This is a genomic window from Mesorhizobium sp. M1E.F.Ca.ET.045.02.1.1 (assembly GCF_003952485.1).
In the GTDB taxonomy this organism is placed as follows: domain Bacteria; phylum Pseudomonadota; class Alphaproteobacteria; order Rhizobiales; family Rhizobiaceae; genus Mesorhizobium.
This window is the reverse complement of sequence record NZ_CP034447.1, coordinates 3,086,284-3,106,317: the sequence shown is the minus strand read 5'-3', so window position 1 is coordinate 3,106,317 and position 20,034 is coordinate 3,086,284. Positions and strand designations below refer to the sequence as shown.

Annotated in this window: 18 protein-coding genes and 1 tRNA gene; 8 read left to right on the top strand and 11 right to left on the bottom strand. The window is 63.8% G+C overall.

The window, feature by feature from the left end; genetic code table 11:
- Both EJ070_RS15040 and EJ070_RS15035 read right to left on the bottom strand, forming a co-directional pair.
- Window positions 1-1,140, bottom strand: coding sequence for an ABC transporter permease (locus EJ070_RS15040; RefSeq protein WP_126092070.1), 1,140 nt, complete (start codon window positions 1,138-1,140; stop codon window positions 1-3).
- Window positions 1,137-2,669, bottom strand: a complete 1,533-nt coding sequence (locus tag EJ070_RS15035) for an ABC transporter ATP-binding protein (RefSeq protein ID WP_126092069.1) — start codon at window positions 2,667-2,669, stop codon at window positions 1,137-1,139. Before EJ070_RS15035 ends, EJ070_RS15040 begins: the two co-directional genes overlap by 4 nt.
- 165 nt (window positions 2,670-2,834) lie before the next feature.
- On the opposite strand from EJ070_RS15035, the gene EJ070_RS15030 reads away from it, so the two are divergent.
- Both EJ070_RS15030 and EJ070_RS15025 read left to right on the top strand, forming a co-directional pair.
- On the top strand, window positions 2,835-3,044 hold the full coding sequence (locus tag EJ070_RS15030; protein ID WP_126092068.1) for a SlyX family protein: 210 nt from the start codon (window positions 2,835-2,837) through the stop codon (window positions 3,042-3,044).
- Window positions 3,045-3,088: 44 nt separating this feature from the next.
- Window positions 3,089-3,496: a hypothetical protein gene (locus EJ070_RS15025; RefSeq protein WP_126092067.1), complete on the top strand. Its 408-nt coding sequence runs from the start codon at window positions 3,089-3,091 to the stop codon at window positions 3,494-3,496.
- On the opposite strand, the gene EJ070_RS15020 is transcribed toward EJ070_RS15025, so the two are convergent.
- The 6 genes from EJ070_RS15020 to EJ070_RS14995 all read right to left on the bottom strand — a co-directional run bounded on the left by EJ070_RS15020 (window position 3,491) and on the right by EJ070_RS14995 (window position 8,846).
- Complete coding sequence (locus tag EJ070_RS15020) at window positions 3,491-3,925, bottom strand: GNAT family N-acetyltransferase (protein ID WP_245464887.1); 435 nt, start codon at window positions 3,923-3,925, stop codon at window positions 3,491-3,493. The genes EJ070_RS15025 and EJ070_RS15020 overlap by 6 nt on opposite strands.
- 91 nt (window positions 3,926-4,016) lie before the next feature.
- Window positions 4,017-5,006, bottom strand: coding sequence for a BMP family ABC transporter substrate-binding protein (locus EJ070_RS15015; protein WP_126092065.1), 990 nt, complete (start codon window positions 5,004-5,006; stop codon window positions 4,017-4,019).
- 203 nt (window positions 5,007-5,209) lie between these two features.
- A complete protein-coding gene (locus EJ070_RS15010) occupies window positions 5,210-5,530 on the bottom strand; it encodes a hypothetical protein (RefSeq protein WP_126092064.1) in 321 nt (106 codons plus the stop codon).
- 135 nt (window positions 5,531-5,665) lie between these two features.
- Window positions 5,666-6,391, bottom strand: a complete 726-nt coding sequence (locus EJ070_RS15005) for a hypothetical protein (RefSeq protein ID WP_126092063.1) — start codon at window positions 6,389-6,391, stop codon at window positions 5,666-5,668.
- A 186-nt stretch (window positions 6,392-6,577) separates the two neighbouring features.
- On the bottom strand, window positions 6,578-7,987 hold the full coding sequence (locus tag EJ070_RS15000) for a bifunctional serine/threonine-protein kinase/universal stress protein (RefSeq protein WP_126092062.1): 1,410 nt from the start codon (window positions 7,985-7,987) through the stop codon (window positions 6,578-6,580).
- 118 nt (window positions 7,988-8,105) lie between these two features.
- Window positions 8,106-8,846, bottom strand: coding sequence for a metallophosphoesterase family protein (locus tag EJ070_RS14995; RefSeq protein WP_126092061.1), 741 nt, complete (start codon window positions 8,844-8,846; stop codon window positions 8,106-8,108).
- 346 nt (window positions 8,847-9,192) lie between these two features.
- Here EJ070_RS14995 and EJ070_RS14990 point away from each other — a divergent pair.
- Window positions 9,193-9,282 (top strand) — tRNA-Ser (locus EJ070_RS14990).
- 254 nt (window positions 9,283-9,536) lie between these two features.
- Here EJ070_RS14990 and EJ070_RS14985 read toward each other — a convergent pair.
- Window positions 9,537-10,706: an epoxide hydrolase family protein gene (locus EJ070_RS14985; protein ID WP_126043244.1), complete on the bottom strand. Its 1,170-nt coding sequence runs from the start codon at window positions 10,704-10,706 to the stop codon at window positions 9,537-9,539.
- A 717-nt stretch (window positions 10,707-11,423) separates the two neighbouring features.
- Window positions 11,424-12,260: a universal stress protein gene (locus EJ070_RS14980; protein ID WP_126092060.1), complete on the bottom strand. Its 837-nt coding sequence runs from the start codon at window positions 12,258-12,260 to the stop codon at window positions 11,424-11,426.
- A 168-nt stretch (window positions 12,261-12,428) separates the two neighbouring features.
- On the opposite strand from EJ070_RS14980, the gene EJ070_RS14975 reads away from it, so the two are divergent.
- Together EJ070_RS14975 and EJ070_RS14970 are read left to right on the top strand one after the other, a co-directional pair.
- Window positions 12,429-12,830 (top strand): cytochrome c, encoded by a 402-nt coding sequence (locus tag EJ070_RS14975; RefSeq protein WP_126092059.1) that lies wholly within the window; start codon window positions 12,429-12,431, stop codon window positions 12,828-12,830.
- A gap of 63 nt (window positions 12,831-12,893) precedes the next feature.
- Window positions 12,894-14,435 carry a bifunctional aminoglycoside phosphotransferase/ATP-binding protein gene (locus tag EJ070_RS14970; RefSeq protein WP_126092058.1) on the top strand — a complete coding sequence of 514 codons (1,542 nt, stop codon included), beginning with the start codon at window positions 12,894-12,896 and terminating at the stop codon, window positions 14,433-14,435.
- 12 nt (window positions 14,436-14,447) lie between these two features.
- On the opposite strand, the gene EJ070_RS14965 is transcribed toward EJ070_RS14970, so the two are convergent.
- Complete coding sequence (locus EJ070_RS14965) at window positions 14,448-17,129, bottom strand: bifunctional acetate--CoA ligase family protein/GNAT family N-acetyltransferase (protein ID WP_126092057.1); 2,682 nt, start codon at window positions 17,127-17,129, stop codon at window positions 14,448-14,450.
- Between the two features lie 123 nt (window positions 17,130-17,252).
- Between EJ070_RS14965 and EJ070_RS14960 the strand changes: the two genes are divergently transcribed.
- The 3 genes from EJ070_RS14960 to trxC are packed head-to-tail and all read left to right on the top strand — an operon-like array spanning window position 17,253 to window position 20,034.
- A complete protein-coding gene (locus tag EJ070_RS14960; RefSeq protein ID WP_126092056.1) occupies window positions 17,253-17,639 on the top strand; it encodes a DUF302 domain-containing protein in 387 nt (128 codons plus the stop codon).
- Window positions 17,639-19,582, top strand: coding sequence for a heavy metal translocating P-type ATPase (locus EJ070_RS14955; RefSeq protein WP_126092055.1), 1,944 nt, complete (start codon window positions 17,639-17,641; stop codon window positions 19,580-19,582). Before EJ070_RS14960 ends, EJ070_RS14955 begins: the two co-directional genes overlap by 1 nt.
- On the top strand, window positions 19,579-20,034 hold the full coding sequence (gene trxC / locus EJ070_RS14950) for a thioredoxin TrxC (protein ID WP_126092054.1): 456 nt from the start codon (window positions 19,579-19,581) through the stop codon (window positions 20,032-20,034). The genes EJ070_RS14955 and trxC overlap by 4 nt, the downstream gene beginning before the upstream one ends.

The window sequence follows — 20,034 nt, the reverse complement described above, 5'->3', positions numbered from 1 at the left end:
TCAGGCCCCCTTCCCCTTGACCGCTTCGATGCCGACAGCTTTCGGGCTGAACGAGGCGAACAGCGTCTGGATATACGGCCTGAACATATGCTCCAGCGCCCCGGCAAAGAGGATGACCAGGCCCTGGATGATGACGATCATGTCGCGGCTGATCGCCGGCATCTCGAAGGCAAGTTCGGCACCGCCCTGGTAAAGCATGCCGAACAGGATCGCCGCCAGCACGATGCCGACCGGATGCAGCCTGCCCATCAGCGCCACGGCGATGCCGACATAGCCGGCGCCCGAGACGAAATCGATGGCGACATTGTGCTGGTCGCCCATCACCGGGTTGAGCGCCATCATGCCGGCCAGCGCGCCCGAGATCATCATCGCGGTGAGGATGATGCGGGTTTCCGAAATACCGGCATAGCGCGCAGCCTTCGGGCTATGGCCATAGGTGCGCATCTCGTAACCGAGCTTGGTGCGCCAGATCAGCAGCCAGACCAGGAACGCCATCACCAGCGCCAGCAGGAAGCAGATGTTGAGCGGCGCCGAGCGGATCTTGGCGCCGAACAATTCGATGATCCAGTTGAGCTTCGGCAATTCCGCGCCGGCGAGGAAATTGCGTGTCTGCGGCGCCTGCGATCCGGCCGGCTTCAGCGGACCGACCAGCAGATAGACCATCACCGAGGCGGCGATGAAGTTGAACATGATGGTGGTGATGACGATGTGCGAGCCGCGCTTGGCCTGCAGATAGGCGGGGATGAAGCCCCAGAGCGCGCCGAACACCGCCGCGGCGACGATCGCTATCGGAAAGATCACCCACCAGGGCAGCACGCTGTCGAAGCTGAGGCAGACGAGCGCGATGCCGAGGCCGCCGATATAGGCCTGGCCCTCGGTGCCGATGTTGAACAGGCTGCAATGCGCCGCCACCGCCACCGACAGCCCGGTGAAGATGAAGGTGGTGGCGTAGAACAAGGTGAAGGCGATGCCCGTGCCCTTGCCGAAAGCGCCCTCGACCAGGATGACGGCGGCGCGGAACGGATTTTCGCCGACCAGCATGACGACGAAGCCGGCGACGATGAAGGCCACCGAGAGATTGATCAGCGGGATCAGCCCATAGTCGGCCCAGGCCGGCAGCTTGGCGTAGGGCGTGCTCATTCGGCGGCCTCCTGGTGTTCGACGCCGGCCATCAGGAGACCAAGCTCGCCTTCGGTCGCCTCCGGCCCGCGCTCGCCGACGATGCGGCCGGCGAACATCACCAGGATGCGGTCCGACAGCGAGCGGATCTCGTCGAGCTCGACCGACACCACCAGCACCGCCTTGCCCTGGTCGCGCATGGCGATCAGCCGCTTATGGATGAATTCGATGGCGCCGACATCGACGCCGCGCGTCGGCTGGCCGACGATCAGCACGCCGGGGTCTTGCTCCATCTCCCGCGCCAGCACGATCTTCTGCTGGTTGCCGCCCGAGAAATTGGCCGTCCTCAGCCGCGGATTGCCAGGACGGATGTCGTATTTCTCGATCTTGTCCTTCGCGTCGGCCATGATGGCATCGACGTTGAGAAACGGTCCCTTCAAATAACGCTCGTCGTCGTGATAGCCGAGGATCGAATTCTCGTTCTCCTCGAAGGCGAGCACCAGCCCGACATGGTGGCGATCCTCCGGCACATGCGCGAGACCGCGGTCGCGCAATTCGCCGGGATCGGCCTTGCCGGTGAGGTCGACCGGCTTGCCTTCGAGCATGACCTCGCCCGAGACGGCATGCCGGATACCGGAGATCGCCTCGAGCAGTTCCGACTGGCCGTTGCCGGCCACGCCGGCGATGCCGACGATCTCGCCGCCGCGCACGTCGAAGGAGACGTCGTCGACCATGGTGACGCCGCGCGAATCCTTGACCGTCAGGTTCTTGACCGAGAGCTTTATCGCGCCGGCCTCCGACTGGCCCTTCTCGACCCGCAAGAGCACGCGCCGGCCGACCATCAGCTCGGCCAGCTCGCCGACCGTGGTTTCCTTCGTCACCCTGGTGGCCACCATGGTTCCCTGGCGCATGACCGACACCGTGTCGGTGATGGCCATGATCTCACGCAGCTTATGGGTGATCAGCACCACCGTTTTTCCCTGCTCCTTCAATTGCTTGAGGATGCGGAAAAGGTGGTCGGCCTCGGCCGGCGTCAGAACCCCGGTCGGCTCGTCGAGGATCAGGATCTCGGCGCCGCGATAGAGCGCCTTGAGGATTTCGACGCGCTGCTGGAGACCGACCGGCAGTTCCTCGATGACGGCATCGGGATCGACCTCGAGGCCGTATTCGCGCTCGAGCCGCTCGAGCTCCGAGCGCGCCTTGGCGATGCTGCTCTTCAAGAGCGCGTCATTCTCGGCGCCGAGGATGACGTTCTCCAGCACCGTGAAATTGTCGACCAGCATGAAATGCTGGTGCACCATGCCGATGCCGAGCGCGATGGCGTCGTTGGAGGTGCTGATCGACACCGGCTTGCCGCCGACGTGGATTTCGCCGCTGTCGGCCTGGTAGAAGCCATAGAGGATCGACATCAGCGTCGACTTGCCGGCGCCGTTCTCGCCGACGATGCCGTGGATGGTGCCGCGCACGACTTCCAGGTTGATGTCGCGGTTGGCGCGCACCGCGCCAAAACTCTTGTTGATGCCTATGAGTTCGATTGCGGCTTGCGCCATGCAGCCTGTCCCACTCTTATTTTTTTATCGCTTGGTCAAAATGCCTAGCATGATGCCCCGCCCGTGCCAATTGGCCGGAACACCATTCACTCTCGACAAATCCCCGCGCGCTTGTCAATTTCGAACGTGGCCGAGAGCTTCACATTCACAGAACCCGAGTTTTGAATGACCAAACCTGACGACCGGCTGACGACGCTGGAAATCCGTGCCGCCGAGCAGGAAAAGACGATCGAGGAACTGTCCGGCCAGATAGCCGAGCAGTGGAAGGTGATCGAACGCATGGAACGCAAGCTCGCCGCCCTTGCCGATCGGTTCCTGGCCCTGGAGGAGCAGGCCGCTCCCGACGTGCCGGTGACCAAGCCGCCGCACTATTGAGCGGGCATTGGGGGGTGAGCGGGCATTTTTGGGGGAGAACGGTCATGGCCAGTGAAGGAGACCGCATCGCAAGGGCCGGCGACTATGTTTTCGGCCTGATGGACGAAAGGGAACGCGCCCGCGCCGAGCGCGACCTCGAGATCGATCCCGCCTTTCGCGACGCGGTGCTGCGGCTCGCCGAGCGCATGCGTGCCCTGGAAACGACCGCGCCATCCAACGCGGCCTCCGACGAGCGCTGGAATCTTGTCCAGCAGCGGCTGGCCGGGTTGCCGCAGATGCGGCTTGCCGGGCTGAGCAACGGCGAATCGCAGCCGCAACCGATCATGATCCATCGACTCGAGCGCAAGCCCTACGGCGTCGGCGTACATTCCCTGGGCGGCCGGCTCGGACTTGTCATCGCGCTCGCCCTGCTGGCGGCCTTCGCGCTGGGCTATCTGGCGGGCACGCTATAGTTCACGCGACATCAGACGCATCGGCTGGCCGTCCTGGTCGAAAGTATCGACCGCAGTCCAGCCGAGCGCTTCGTAAAAAAGACGGGCCTCCCAGGTGTAGAGATAAAGCCTGTCCACGCCCGCCGATGCAGCATGGGCCTCGACGGCTCTTAGCAGCGCTGCGCCAACGCCCTGGCTTCGATGCGCTTCGTCAACGACAAGCCCGGCAAGCCATGGTGTCACATCATGCGCCGGATCGATCTCATTGCGAACGAGCAGGCAGCTTCCGATCGGCGCGCCGCCGACGCGGGCGACGAAGGCCGCCTCCAACCCGTCGCCACCGAGCAATGCGATAAGCCCGGCAATATCTTCTTCGAGCGTCCGGCCCGTACCCTCGAAGAAAGCCGCAAGGCGTAGTTTCGCTATGGCCTCGACGTCGCGCTCGGTCATGGCGTCGATTGTCGGTTGCATGATGCTTATCCAAAAAGAAACCGCCGGGCGAAGGCCCGGCGGTCAAACAAACCTTGACTCGATCTGCCGATCAATACGGGCAATTGTTGTCCGCGGTATAGTCGTGCACCTGGACCTTGCCGGCGATGATGTCGGCCTTGGCCTTTTCAACGGCCGCCTTCATCTCGTCGGTCACCAGCGCCTTGTTGTTGTCGTCCATGGCGTAGTCCACGCCGCCCTCCTTGAGGCCGAGATTCTGGACGCCGCCCTTGAAGGTGCCGTTCTTGCCGTCCATGAAGGCGTTGTAGACGGCGACGTCGACGCGCTTCATCATCGAGGTCAGCACCTTGCCGGGCTGCAGGCCGTTCTGGTTGGAATCGACGCCGATGCCGAGCTTGCCGGCATCAGCGGCCGCCTGCAGCACGCCGACGCCGGTGCCGCCCGCGGCGGCATAGACGACGTCCGCGCCCTGGTCGATCTGCGTCTTGGCGATCTCGCCGCCCTTGGCCGGGTCGTTCCAGGCGGCCGGCGTGTCGCCGGTCATGTTCTGGATGACGTCGGTGGCGCCGGCCGACTTGGCGCCGCCGACATAACCGCACTCGAACTTGCGGATCAGCGGAATGTCCATGCCGCCGACGAAGCCGACCTTCTTCGACTTCGACGCCATCGCCGCCAGGATGCCGACGAGGTACGAGCCCTCATTTTCCTTGAATACCAGCGAGCGGACATTGGGCAGGTCGACGGCATCGTCGATGATGGCGAAGTTGAGGTCGGTATATTCGGCCGCGACCTTCTTCAGCGCATCCTCCCAGGCGAAGCCGGCCATGACGATCGGGTTGCGGCCGTCCTCGGCGAAGCGGCGCAGCGCCTGCTCGCGCTGCGAGGCGTTGGAAACCTCGAATTCGACGTAAGCGACGCCGGTTTCGGCCTTGAACTTCTCGGCGCCGTGAAAGGCGGCCTCGTTGAAGGATTTGTCGAACTTTCCGCCGAGATCGTAGAGGATGGCCGGCTGGACATCCGCGGCGAAAGCCGGAAGAACCATTGCAGTTGCGGCCAGAAGGCCGAGAACGATACGTTTCATGTGATCCACACCCTGTCGGTTATTTTCCGTTTGCACCGCATCCCTGCCCGGTTCTCCGGCAGGCATGCGACGTCAGGCAGGAAGTGTTTTCCCCTCCCGCTCGCGGCCAATCTGGCACGGCCCGAAACAAAATTCACGTGGAATTTTGACCTCTTGGAAAAAGCGGTCGGGCCGACCGTTTCATGCGGAACGAAACCTCCGCGTCAGTTGGTCGGAGCGAATTCGTGGCGCCGCCGCCGGTAGCCGATGGCGTAGAGCAGGAACGCCAACACCGCGAACACCGCGAAACCGGGCTGGCCGAGCACCCAGGCGATGGCGCCGTCCCAGACCAGCGGACTGGCGTTGGCGCGTACATAGGTCTCGAAGGCCGCTCGGGTGTCGGGCGATACCGCCAGCCAGCTTGCGTTGAGCGGCGTCATGACGAGCGCCGATGCCGCCACCGAGCGCGTGGTGTCGATCACCGCCATGATGACGGAAATAGACAATGCAACCATAGCCGCCAGCCGAAAGATGAAACGCAACATCCAACGCTCTCCCCGGGAAAAGCTCCCGTCTGCCCCGCAACCGACATAGAGCGTGCGCAACCGCCACGCAATCGCGACACACGATTTTGAGCGGCTCTATCTATTTGTTTTGACGCAATTCCGGACGGCAAACCGCTACGCATTTTTCCCGGAATTGCTTTGCGCCGATGGCGCCTGCTTTCGCCGGTTGACCCGCCAGATGGCGAAGATTCCGCCGGCGACCGCGCCGACGATCAGGCCCGCGAGGCCGACGAAGGCGGCGAAAAACCCGCAGGCGCCCTCGAAGCAGCTCATATGGGTGGCGTCCGCGATCAGCGACCCGGCAAGAAATCCGGCTCCGGCGCCGATGGCGCCGCCAAGGATGATCCCGAGCAGCGCCGCAACGAGCGAGACCAGGAGCGGCGGGCGTTCGGTCTCCGGATTGGCGTAGACCGCCTCGGCGCCGGCGCCTCGCCGCAGGAGATAGATGCAGAGCAGGCCGATGGCGATCTCGGCTATGGTGAGGCCCAGCGCTTCGGCGGAGAAGACGAAGTCGGGCACCAGAAGCGTATAGGCCTGGCGCACGACGAGCCACAGGATGATGGCCACCTGCCAGATGGTGTAGTGGCGGGGGAAACGCGCCGACCGGTTGAAGGCGAGGCCGAGCAGGTAAAGCCCCCACAGGATCGTGACGAGGCCGCCGGCGAGGCCGCCATAGATCAGGAACAACACACTTTCCGGCAGGTTGAAGTCGCCGATCAGCCGCCAGCTCGAGATCAGGCCATAGGCCGACAGCCCCATGACGATCATCAGCCACGCCACCGGGATGAAGGAGAGCCCGCTGTCCGGCCGGCCCGCGGGTTGCTGGTCGATCGATGCCATGTCAGGACAATGCCCCTCGCAAAGCCCAATGCAATTCCAGGAGCAGCCGCTCCCATGCGAATTTGCAGGAAACCAACAGTTGGAGCGATCCAGCGATTCTACCGAACACCGAAGCGCTCCATGGGAGTCGACAGGCAACCAGGGCCGAAGTCAAGCGCGGACGGGCCCTGCGGAGCACCGACGACATCACGGCTGTCGCCTTAGCTCCTCCATCGCCTTCAACCGGACGACCGATACCGAGCAAAGGGCGCGCGCCACGACTTTGGTCGAGACACTGCCGAGATGCCGGCGAAGCGCCGAAGACGAGCGGGCGCCGACAACGATATGCCCAACGTCATTGTGCTCGGCGTAGTGGAGGATGGCGTCGGCCGGGCTGACGGCCTCGAGCACATGATAGCTTATGCGGTCCTCCGGCAGATGCAGAGGATGCGCCCAGTCTTTGAGCGCCACCAGCCGCTTCAGGTAGGTCAGTTGTCCTGATTCATCGGCGGCCGGCGTGTCGCCGATGATCTCGGTCTTCAGCACCGTCACACAGGCCAGCCAGGAATCCTCCCGCGCGGCAAGCACGCGCGCGGTTTCGTGGAGAACCTCGGCAGCCAGCGCATCGCTTCCGTTGGCGAGGTCGACCGCGGCCAGAACGATCGGCGGTCCGGCCTGTACCCTCGAGCTAGCCGGCTTCCCCACCAGCGCCTTCTCATCTGTTCTGCGGAAGAGATTCCTGATGCCGTCCCAGCTTCTTGCGTTCGATGGCGCGCGCGGCCTGGCAACCACGACCTGGTCGGGGTTTCTGAGGTCTGAAAGCACATGCGCCGCCTCGGCATAGCGCTTGGACCTGTCGACTTCCATGCATCGCAGGATGACGGCTTCCAACCACCTCGGAATGGCCTTGTCGATATCTCGCGGCGGCTTGGGCGCATGATAGAGCCTGCGCTTCATTCCGGCGAGCGTGGCCGGACGTCCGAACGGCTCCTCGCCGGTGACGAGCTGATAGAGGATGCAGCCCAGCGCAAACAGGTCGCTTGCGGGATCGGACCTCTCGCCCAGAACCTGTTCCGGCGAAATATAGGCTGCGGTGCCCATCGGCACGGAACTCTCCTCGCCGAGAAGGTCCGGAAGCTCGGCGTGGCGGGCGAGGCCGAAGTCCAGAAGCACGGCGCCGCGCTCGGCCAGGATGATGTTCTCGGGCTTGAGATCGAGATGAACGACCTTCTGGCGGTGCAAGGCGGCGAGCGCCTTCGCGATTTCGGCGCCGATCCTTGCCACCTCGTCCGGCGGCAACGGCGTGCGGCCGGCCGCTTCCGCCAGGCCGACCCCGGCAACGAACTCCATTGCGATATAGGGGACCTTTGCCAGGCCGCCGGATGCGGCGTAGCGCGGCACATGCGGACCCGACAGGCGTTTGAGGATCAGTTCCTCGGCTTCGAAGCCAAGAATGACGGAGACGTCCCCGCCTGGGTCGAGAAAAGGGATCTTCAGCAGAAGCGGAAAATCGAACTTCGAATTTTTCGCGCGCCACAGCGCCGCCATGCCGCCGGACTGAAGCCTTTCGACGAGTTCGAAACCGTCGATGCTTGCCCCTGCCTCCAACCTGTCCATCGATCGTCTCCGGGAAACTAGAGCAATTCCAGGAAAAGTGTGAGCGGTTTTCCGCCCGGAATTGCGTCAAAACAAGGAGCTATAGCGGGTCGCCGTTTCCGTGAAACGGCGAACCGCTCTAGCGGCCAATTTTCAAGCGCATGCCAAGCCACGCGGGCAGGCCGGACGCCTCGATCTTGCGGGCGGTCGCCTCATGATCGTAAGGAACGCGAACCATTGTCACCTCATGCCGTTCGGTGTCGAGAAGCGCAAAGCAGGCGGCCGGATTGCCGTCGCGCGGCTGGCCGACCGCGCCAACGACGATCAGATGCCGCCGCAGTCCGGACAAGGGCGCCGCCACATTGTTCCGCGGCGAAAAATGGATGGGCCGCGCGCCGGGCAAGGCGTAGTAGATGGCCGGAATGTGGGTGTGGCCACAGAAGATGAAGCGGGCATCGCTCGAGGACAAGCAGCGTCCCGCCGCGTCGACTTCGCGTATATAGACCCATTTTTCCGGCCGATCCGCGCTGGCGTGGACATAGAGCCGGTCCTCGGACCGCAGCGAAAGCGGCAGCCGCGCCAGGAAATCGAGATGCTCCCGGCCGAGCTGCTTGCGGGTCCACTCGATGGAGACCCGCGCGTTCTCGGTCATGTCGTTCCGGCCAAGCGCCGCCGCCTCGTCATGGTTGCCCATGATGCAGAAGGCGCCGCTCCTTGCCAGATCGGCCGCCTCCTCGACCACGTAGACAGGATCGGGCCCATAGCCGACCAGGTCGCCAAGCAGGACCAACTGGTCCGGCGCCAGATTCTGAACGGCCTCCAGGACTGCGTCGAACGCCTCGCGGTTGGCATGGATGTCAGACAGGATCGCGATGCGCATTCAACCTTGTCCCGAAACCGGCGCAAGATAGCAAGCCGGCGGCCGCAAGGGATTTGATCCGGCTCAATGGCCATGCACGAACCGCGGCAAGGCCTTCCGTCCCAGCGGCGGCCGGAGCTGTCTCGGCGCCAGACGGCAAATGCCGTTTGCAATGCCATTATGGCTTGGCATTCGCTTTAGGATCGACTAGATGAGCCCCGCGCCTGTTTGCCTAGACGGTTAGAGGTGCTGGGAAGGGGTTGCCCGCCGGTTGAAGGCTCCCCAGATTGTCCGATGAGGCCTTCCCGAGGGAGATGCATCTCCCCAATCCGCACGGCGAAACCGGCCGGCGCGAGAATGCAAGGACGGAGAGGTGGCCGAGTGGTTGAAGGCGCACGCCTGGAAAGTGTGTTTACGGGAAACCGTAACGCGGGTTCGAATCCCGCTCTCTCCGCCATAAGTTTTCCTAATGAATCAATGATTTCAAATACTTAGCCAGTTCATGGCGCACTTAAAAGTCGAAGCGTCCTTAATCTATGTGACAAACTGTCGGGAATCCACTTGGTCCGCCATGGCGTCGCTCAACCTCGAGGTGATCAGCGTCGTGTTTGGGGCCGTGAGCGGACAGTCAGCTTTCGGGTCTTGGCGATTGGATAACTGCCGTGCGCGGCGGGCACTTCCGAATGGCAGGAAGCGCCCAATTGGAGACGTTTAGGCAGTCAATCCATGGTCCCGAAAGCAGCCAAAGCGCGCTCCCGACACCGTCGCGATAAAGGCTCGCAGGTCGGCCAGCATCAGTTCCGGCTCTTCCAGCGCGGCGAAATGCCCGCCTCGCGGCATGTCGGTCCAATGCACGATGTTGTAGGTTTTCTCCGCGAACGAGCGCGGCGGCGGCAAGAACACCGGATCAGGAAAGGCCGCAACGCCGGTCGGCACCTGGATGCGGGTGCCGGCCGGAAGCATCAGCGACCCCTCAATCCGGCTGCCGTAGTAGATCCAGGTTGCAGTCACGAACGATGCCGGCGCGATGTAGAGCATGATGTTGGTGAGGAGTTCCTCCTCGGAAAACTTGCTCCATATGTCCGGGGCGCCATCGGCGGTTGTCGGAAGATCGGCCCACTTGCCGAACTTTTCGAGTATCCAGCCCGCCGCTCCGACCGGGCTGTCGGCCATCGCGACGCCAAGCGTCTGCGGACGTGTTTCCTGCTCGTGAAAGTAGGCCCTCTCCCAATCGGCAATCGCGGCCCGCTTGGCGGCGAAGGACTTCTCCTCGTCGGTCGTCGGAGCGGCATCCTCCGCACGCACGGTCATCATGTTAATATGGATGCCGAGCAGAGCGTCCGGTCGATCATGCGCTGCCCAGGCCGCGATGCCGTGGCCCCAATCGCCCCCTTGAACGAAATACCGCGCGTCGCCGAACAGTTGTATCATCAGCCCATGCACGAGCGCAGCAGCCCGCCGCGGGCCGATCGGGCGCGTGATCGGGTTGGAGAACGCGAAGCCAGGAAGTGAGGGGACGACAACATCGTGCCCGTCCGCTGCGAGCGGCTGCAACAGCCGCTCGAACTCGAGATACGAGCCCGGCCAGCCGTGGAGAAGCAGTACGGGCGGCTTGGAGCCGTCACCCTTCACATGAACGAAGTGGAGGTGCTCGCCTTCCACGTCGGCCGTGAAGTTGGGCAGCGCGTTAAGGCGCCGTTCGACCGCACGCCAGTCGTAGCTGTCCCGCCAATAACCGGCGAGTCGCTTGAGGTCATCAACCCCGACCCCCGCCGACCAGCCTCCCGCATCCGGCAGCTGGCTCCAGTCATAAGCCTCGACCTTGGCTCTGATCGTGGCGAGCCGTTCGTCAGGAATGTTTATTATGTAGGGTGAAATCATGATGTTCTCCGCTTAAACGGCTGACGACGTTGACCGCCGAAGGGTAATACCGACTGAACTGAAAGCTGCGCACAACGTTTCCTGAAACGCCATCCTTTTTGCGAACGGCGCCACGGCAAAACGTCTGCTATGCAGGTCGGCGTTGCCGTAGGCGCAATGTCCGCTTTCCACCCTTTCCGGACTTCCCCCAAGGCCAGAACAAACGTCCGCTTTTAAGATCTCCAACGGCGCATTCGAATGACCGATTTGAGGCGCAAAGCCGACATTCCTTTCGCGCGCGACTCTCGAATACCCCTCAAAATGAGTGGACGGACTCGGAGCAGCGAGCTTATAGAAACCGTGACCTGTCGCCCCGGCCGTGTAACAAGCTGCGTAACAAAGAAAATAAAAAGTTGAATATTTTCAACGTTATAGGCCTAAGATCGAAAGACGCTCTCTCCGCCATCCTGCTTCGCGCTGGGCGCCTCGCAGGATGAATCCGGCGAATTCTTCTCAGCGCGAAGCAGGATGCCCTCCGAAGCCTTGGCGAAGGAGGGCCAAACGGATCTGACACGCCACAGCGCCTGTCGCGATTGTCCCGGTGTCAGGCAGATTGCTTCAACCGACCACGCCAAAACCGATCGCCGGTTCGCTCGGATCTCCCAGTGGCTGTCGCAACTGAGGCCGTCCGGCCGGGGACTGCGGCGATCCGCCGGCCGCGTCTTTCCGTGCCGCCCTTCAACGAGCCATGAGGATCGGTAGGCCCGGGTCCTCGATCATCGACTTGGTCACGCCTCCAAAGATGCGCTCGCGCAGCCTGGAATGACCGTAGGCTCCCATGACAATGAGTTCGGCGCCGGTGTCGACCGCATGCTGGCGAAGGACATCGGCGATCGAATGGTCTGCACTCGGCAGGCGCTCGACCGTAACCTTCACGCCATGGCGGGCGAGATAGGCGGCCAGGTCCGCGCCGGGTTCATCTCCATGGTGCCGTTCGTCCTCGACCGGGTCGATCATGACGACGCGCACCTCATCGGCGCCTGACAGCATGTCGAGCGACTCCCGCACGGCGCGCGTGGCTTCCAGGCCGGCGTCCCACGCGACAAGGACGCGTTTCGGTTTCAACGTCGGGCGCGCGCCCTGGGGGACCAGCAGGATGGGCTTTCCGGACGAGAAAAGTCCGCCTGCAATGACCTTCTCCTTGAGCAGGTGGCTTGCGAGCATTTCCGGCCCGACAATGGCCAGATCGGCGTAACGGGCGCGCCGGCCGATGACTTCATCCGCCCATGACTGCTCTGGGTAGTCGGTGGCGAGGTCAGCCGATACGCGGCTTTCCGACAGCAACTTGGAAACGGCCGAGGTGCGTCTCTTCAGCATTTCCATTTCGGCTTCGCGCTCCGCGAGCCAGGCTGGCGAGACGACCGCTGCATATTCTCCGCCCGAAGGGGGCGCGGCCATGAGCAGGACAAGCACGGAGAGATGCGCGTTGAGTTCTTCGCACAGACCAGTGGCGAGCCTCAGATCATCGTCTGCGTGATCCGGTCCTGTGACCGTGAGCAATGTCTTGAATGCCATGGCGGCGGCTCCTTCTCCGAAAGAGGTTCACTAAGGACGTAGACGTAGCGAGCCGGCCGCAATCCTTCCTTGCGCTGAATCAAACCGATCCCCTCGCAAGATTGATCCCGGTCAACGTGCGCGCGCGCCGCAAGCATTAGCCTGACACCGATAACAGGAGGCGAAGCAATGAGATTCTGGATTACGGCGGGTTTCGCGGCGCTGACCCTGAGCGCCTCGTCCGCACAGCAGATGAGTAATGGAGAGCAGGAGTATCTGAACTCCTGCGCGGTCTGCCACGGTGTGGACGGCAAGGGCGACGGACCCTTGGCCGACGCGTTGCGGAAGCGTCCCGCGGATCTGACGACGCTGACGAGCCGCAATGGCGGGGAATTTCCATACTGGCGGGTCTACGCGACGATCGACGGCCGCGGCATGATACCGGAGCACGGCGAGCGCGAGATGCCGGTCTGGGGCGACCAGTTCCTGCCGGACGACGTGAAACGCTACGGTCCCTACGGTGGGGAGGCCGTCACCACGGAACGCATCCATAACCTGACCGGTTATGTCCAGACGCTCCAACGCCAGTAAAACCCATGGGTTTCAGCCGGCAGGATCGAACGATGTTGCAAACCAGGGCCGGGAACGCGCGCCATGATCGTTGAGAACCAGGATGCCGTGGTCGAAATGCTGAAGGATCCCGCCGCCTATGGCGAGGCAGGAGCCGTTGAGGCGATCGAAACCCACATCTCTCGGATTTTCCTTGTCGGGCGACGCGCCTTCAAACTGAAGCGGGCGGTGAAGCTGCCCTATGTCGATTTTTCGACACCGGAGCTTCGGCTCAGCGCGTGCGAAAAGGAGGTGGAGCTCAACTCCAGGACGGCGCCCGGCCTTTACCTTCAGGTGCGGCGCATAATGCGGGACGGAGACCGGCTCGCCATGGACGGACCGGGAGAGCTGGTCGATGCCGTCATCGAGATGGTCCGTTTCGATCAGTCGCAACTTCTCGACCGAATGGCGACCGCGGGCGAATTGACACCTGCGCTGATGACGGAAGCCGCGCGCATGATCGCGCAATATCATCGTGGCACGCAGGAAATGCACACCGGCACCGGATCGGCGAACATCGGCGGGGTGCTCGAGATCAATTCGGCCGGATTTGCGACAAGCCACGTGTTCGATCGGGAGGAGACCGAAACGCTCGACGCGGCGTTTCGCGCCGCCCTCGCCCGCCATGCCGGCCTGCTTGACCGGCGCGAGGCTTCAGGCCGTGTCCGCCGCTGCCACGGCGATCTCCACCTGCGCAACATCTGCCTCTTCGACGGCGAGCCTCGCCTGTTCGACTGCATCGAATTCAACGACCGGATCGCCACCGTCGACGTGCTCTACGACCTCGCATTTCTGTTGATGGATCTGTGGCATCGCGGTTTTCCTCAATTCGCCAATCTGGTGATGAACCGATATCTCGACGACGCCGACGACGAAGACGGCTTTATCCTGCTGCCGTTCTTCATGGCGGTGCGGGCGGCGGTGCGCGCGCATGTCACGGCAACGCAGGTCGAGGAAGGCAGCTCCAACGCCACGGAGCTGATCGCCGAAGCGCGATCCTATTTCGAGCTCGCCCGAGCCTTGCTGACCGAAACGCCGCCGCGGCTCATTGCGATCGGCGGACTGAGCGGCTCAGGCAAGACGACGGTCGCCGAGGCGCTCGCCCCCCACATCGGCGCGGCCCCAGGCGCCCGGGTCGTCGAGAGCGATCGCATCCGCAAGGCCATGCACGGGGTGGCCGCGGAGACAAGGCTGCCGGACAAGGCCTACCGGCCTGGCGTGTCGGAACGCGTCTATCGCCAGATCGCGTGGCGCGCGGAGCTGATCCTCGCCGAAGGCGGCTCAGTCGTCGCCGACGCCGTTTTCGACAACCCGGACGATCGCGACAGGATCGAGCGCGCCGCAAGGGAGATAAAGGTTCCGTTTGCGGGATTTTGGCTGTCGGCCAATCCGTCGGTCCTGTGGCGTCGGGTCAGCGAGCGCAAGGGTGGCCCTTCCGATGCCACGATCGACATCCTGTCGCGGCAATTGCAGCGCGATCCCGGATCGTTGGGTTGGCGCAGGATCGAAGCCGATCGCAATATCGCTGAAATCGTCGCGGAGATGCGGGTTCTCGTCGAGAGCGCAACCGCGGCCGCGGCGGCATAAGGAAGCCGCCGCTCACCCGATCTCCAGCGTCGCCACCGACAGGCCGGGCTCGCTGGGGTGATGCGCAACCGAGAAGCCAAACTCCCCGCACATTGTGAGCATCTTGCGATTTTCGTTGAGGATTATGCCCTCGATCCGGCCGATGCGTTCGGCCCTCGCATAGTCGATGATCTGCTTCAGCAGGTTCCATCCCAGCCCATGCCCCTGCAGGTCCGATCGTACGAGCAGGGCATATTCGCCGGTCCTGTGATCCGGGTCGCAGGAGAGCCTGCCGATACCGGCGAGCGCTCCCGTGTCCTTTTCGAGCGCGACGAAGGCGATGTCGCGGTCGTAGTCGAGCTGCGTGAGCCGTTTCAGCATCTGGTCCGGAAAATTCCTGCGCGGCGAGAGGAAACGCAGCCGCAGGTCGTCGGGGGAAATCCTGGCCAGGAACGCGGGATAAAGCGCTACGTCCGCCGGCAAGATCGGCCGGATGTGCAAGGACATGCCGTCCGACAGAAGATTCCGGCTCCATCCCGACGGATAGGGTCTTATGGCCAGAGCCGGGTTCGGCGCCGGTTCATCCACCCGTCGCGGGTCGATTTCGATGCGGGCGTCCAGGGCAATCACGCCCGCGGCATCGCCCAACAGGGGATTGATGTCCAGGGAGGTCAGGCAAGGGAAGTCGATGGTCATCCGCGACAAGCCGTTCAGAGCGGCAACGATCGCGGCACGATCTGCCGGCTTGCGGTCGCGATAGCCGGCGAGCAGGCGGCCTATTCGCGTCGCGTCGATCAGATCTCCGGCCAGCACGTCGTCGAGCGGCGGCAGCGCAATGGCGGTATCGTTCAGAACCTCGACCGCCGTGCCGCCGGCGCCAAAAAGCAGGACCGGGCCGAACATCGGGTCCAGGTTCATGCCCAAAATGAGCTCCTGCGCGTGCTTGCGCACGACCATGGTTTGCACGGTGTATCCGTCCGCCTTTGTCCCCGGCGCCTGTGCGCGCAGGCGTGTTTCGATCGACTTCGCGGCCTCTCCGGCCTCCGCGGCGGTCGCAATGTCGAGCACCACGCCGCCGACGTCCGACTTGTGCGAGACCGCCTTCGACAGCAGTTTGACGACCACCCGCTCGGCGCTTTCGAGAAGCTGGCCGGCTGCCTCCGCCACCTCGGGGGTCGAGTTGGCAACAACGGTTCGGGGCACCGGAATGCCATAGGCGGCGATCGCGGCCTTTGCTTCCGGTTCGGTCAGCATGCGCCGCCCTTCGCTTGCCACTTGCCGGAAGATGGCATGCACCGTCGCCTTGCCGTCGGCGGCGCCTCCGTCCTGGCTCGAGGGAGTCCGCAAGAGCGCCCGCTGGGCCCGTGACCATTCGCCGAGATAGGACGCCGCGATCGCCGCATCCTCCGGTGTTTCGAAGCTCGCAATGCCGGCTTCCGTCAGGATGCGCCGGCCTTCGCGCGCGGTATGCTCGCCGAGCCAGCAGCCGAGGAGCGGCTTTCCTCCGATCTCGCCCTCATCGCCAAGCTCGGCCACCTTCCTGGCCGCGTCGGGCGAGGAACCGAGCCCGGTCGGACAGTTCATGACCAGGATGACGTCCGTTCCCGGATCCGCCGACAAGGCTTCGAGCGCCGCTTGATAGCGTTCCGGTGCCGCATCGCCCACGATGTCGACGGGGTTTGCATGCGACCAGGTCGGCGGCAGAACCCCGTTCAGCCGCTCGATCGTCAGCGGTGAAAGCGCGGCCAATTCGCCTCCGCGGTCGATCAGCTTGTCGATCGCAAGGACCCCGGCGCCGCCGCCGTTGGTGACGATGCCGACGCGGGTCCGCTCAAGCGGCGAATAGCGCGCGATCGTCTCGGCGGCATCGAGCAGTTCGGCGAGATCTCTCACCCGCAGCACCCCTGCCCTTCGCAGAGCCGCTTCCACGACCCTGTCCGCGCCCGAAAGCGCTCCGGTGTGCGTCGCCGCCGCCTTGGCCGCCTGTTCGTGTCGGCCGGGTTTGATGGCAATGACCGGCTTGAGCCGCGCCGCCGCCCTCGCGGCCGACATGAACTTGCGCGGATTGGGTATGGTTTCGAGATACATCACGATCGCTCGCGTGTGAAAATCGCCCGCCAGCATGTCGAGGCAGTCGCCGACATCGACGTCGGCCATGTCTCCGAGCGAGATGATCCGGGAAAAGCCGACATCGTTTTCGGCCGCCCAGTCGATCAGTGACGTGGCGATCGCCCCGGATTGCGAGACCAGGGCGATGTTGCCGGGCCTCGCCGGCATGTGAGCGAAACTGGCGTTGAGTTTTGCCGGCGGGACCATCAGCCCGACTGTGTTCGGCCCGATGATCCGCATGAGCGAGGGTTTGGCTGCATCGAGCATCGCCTGGCGCAGACCGTTGTCGCGCGTCAGCCCCGCGGTGATGACGACCGCTGCGCGCGTGCCTTTCTCGGCCAGGTCGCGCACGATGCCGGGAACGGTGTCGGGCGGGGTCACGATCACGGCCAGATCGGGAATGCCCGGAAGATCGGCAAGCGTTGCATAACAGCGGTGACCGGCGACCTCTGAGTATTTCGGGTTGACTGGCCAGGTCTCGCCTTCGAAGCCATCGCTGACGATGTTGTCAAAGACGACGCGGCCGACCGAGCCGACGCGCGTGGACGCGCCGATGACGGCGACGGATCTCGGTGAGACGGCGTATTCAAGATTTCGTATCGTCATTCCGGAAGCTCCTTGCCGCCACATTCACCAAAGGCGCCAAGCATTCATTGCGCTGGATCAAAGCGCCATCCAGCCTCTTGCGGCTAGCTGGCGCCAAACGCCTCACAATCCGAGGAGAACCCGATGAGCTATTATTTCAGCAAAACCCTCGACATGCCGTTCGCGGCGGGGATCGAACACGTGACCAGGAAGCTCGCGGGCAAGGGCTTCGGCATCCTGACGAGGATCGATGTCCAGCACACGATGAAGGTCAAGCTGGGCGTGGACTTCAAGCCATACATGATCCTGGGCGCCTGCAATCCGCATTTCGCGTGGCGCGCGCTGCAGGCCGAGGACAAGATTGGCGCCATGCTGCCCTGCAATGTGATCGTGACCGAGATCGCGCCCGGCAAGATCGAGGTCGCGGCCATCGATCCCATGGCCGCGATGGGTGCGATCGACAACCCGAAGCTTGCCGCGACGGCAAAGGACGTTCGGCTGTTGCTGCAGGAGACGATCGGCGAACTTTGATGGCTGCCGCCGTGAACGAGTCCGTGCTGCGGCGCGCGCTGCTGGCCGTCGCCGTTGTGGGCCTGGCGCTTGGGCTGGGTGTCTGGCGAAGCGGCATCGGCCCCATCTCTCCCATCGGCCCCGTCTCTCCCATCGGCCCCATCTCTCCCATGGGCCCCATCTCTCCCAACGCAATCTGGGCGGCGGCGACCCTGCCCGTCGTTGTGATGCTTGCCATTTCCATCCTGCGGGATTTCTGGATCGGACGGGTCGGCGTCGATGCGATCGCGCTGGTTTCGATGTCGGCGGCGCTGCTGCTTGGGCAGGCCTTGGCGGCGGTGGTTGTCGCCATCATGTATGCCGGCGGCACAGTTCTCGAAGACGTTGCGCGCGGGCGGGCGGAGCGGAACCTCAGGGCCTTGACCGATCGGGCGCCGCGGTTTGCGCATCGAAAGTCCTGCGAGGGGACGGAGACCGTTCCAGTCGAGCAGGTGGCGGTCGGCGACGAGCTGTTGGTGCGGGCCGGCGAGTTGCTGCCCGTCGACGGCATCCTGATCGATACGTCGGCGCTCCTCGATGAATCAACTGTCAGCGGAGAGCCGTTGCCGGAGCGGCGCAGCGCCGGCGACGCGTTGCGCAGCGGCACCGTCAACGCCGGCGAGGCTTTTGTCATGCGGGCATCGGCTATCGCCGACAAGAGCACCTATGCCGCGATCGTGCGCATGGTCGCTGCCGCGCAGACCGCCAAGGCGCCATTCATACGCATTGCCGATCGCTTCGCGCTGCTGCTCCTTCCGCTCACGCTTCTGATCGCCGGCATCGCCTGGTACGTTTCCGATGATCCGGTCCGTGCGCTCGCCGTTCTGGTGGTCGCAACCCCTTGTCCACTGATCCTCGCGGCACCCGTCGCATTCATCGGCGGCGTATCACGTGCTGCCCGCGCCGGCATCCTGATGAAGGGCAGCACGGCGGTGGAGGCGCTCGCTCAGATACGCACCGCGATCTTCGACAAGACCGGCACCTTGACGATCGGCGGCGCCGAGCTCATCGAGATCGACGTCGCTCCGGACCGGGAAGCCAATGAATTGCTGCGACTGCTGGCTTCGCTGGAACAGGCTTCGCACCATGTCCTCGCGGATTCGATTGTCCGTATCGCTCGCCATGGGAACCTGGCGCTTTCCCAGCCTCATGACGTTCACGAACATCGCGGAGAAGGCCTGAAGGGTCGGATCGATCGAACATGGGTCGCGGCAGGGTCGAGGTCGCTCGTCCTTGGGGACGGGCCACTGCCTCAGTGGGCGACGGCCGGCGAGGAACGGTATCGCAACGCTCAGGTGCTCAGGGTGTTTCTGGCTCTCGATGGCCGGCTTGCCGGTATTTTCACATTCGGAGACGCCCTGCGCCAGGATGCCCGCGACGCCGTCGACGCTTTGCGTTCGGTTGGGGTCACCCGAATAGTCATGCTCACCGGTGACGACGGCGTGGCGGCGGAAAGGGTTTCCGCTTCGCTCGATCTCGATGCCGTCTTTGCCGATGCCACGCCGGCGGACAAGGTCGCAACTGTCGAGGCCGAGAAGGCGACGGCGCCGGCGATGATGGTGGGCGACGGCATCAACGACGCCCCTGCCCTTGCCGCCGCGACGGTGGGCATTGCCATGGGGGCTCGCGGCGGAACGGCTTCGTCGGAAGCAGCGGATGTCGTCGTGCTGACCGACAGGCTGCAGCCTGTTTCGGAAGCATTACGGATCGCCAGGCGTACGCGCCGGATCGCCCTGCAGAGTATCGTTGTCGGGTTGGCGCTCTCGGGCGCAGCGATGATCTCAGCCGCCATGGGGCAGATAACGCCGGTGGTGGGAGCCCTGCTTCAGGAGGGCATAGACGTCGCCGTCATCCTCAATGCATTGCGTGCGCTTGGCGACGGGCATTTCGAACACGACCGAGCTAGGAAAGCTGAAAGGCCATGACACAGGAGAACCTGGTGGTTTGCACCAAATGTGGTGCGATCAATCGCCTGCCGCTCACCCGAAAAGGCAGCGACGCGAAATGCGGAAAGTGTGGCACAAGGCTTTTTTCGGGGCACCCGGAAGACATTGACGCGGTGAACTTCGACCGTCAGATCGGTCGCGGCAGTTTGCCTGTTCTTGTCGACGTCTGGGCCCCATGGTGCGGTCCATGCAAGATGATGGCGCCAGCCTATGAAGCTGCCGCCAGGGCGCTCGAGCCTGACATCCGCCTGATCAAGCTGAATTCGGACGCGGAGCAGTCGGCCGCGGTCAGGCTCGGCATTCGCGGTATCCCGACCATGATCCTTTTTCGCCATCAGCGGGAGATCGCGCGCATATCGGGGGCGATGAGCACCGGCCAGATCGTCAACTGGGTTCGCAGTCACCTGCCGACAGCCACCAGCTCAGCCTGA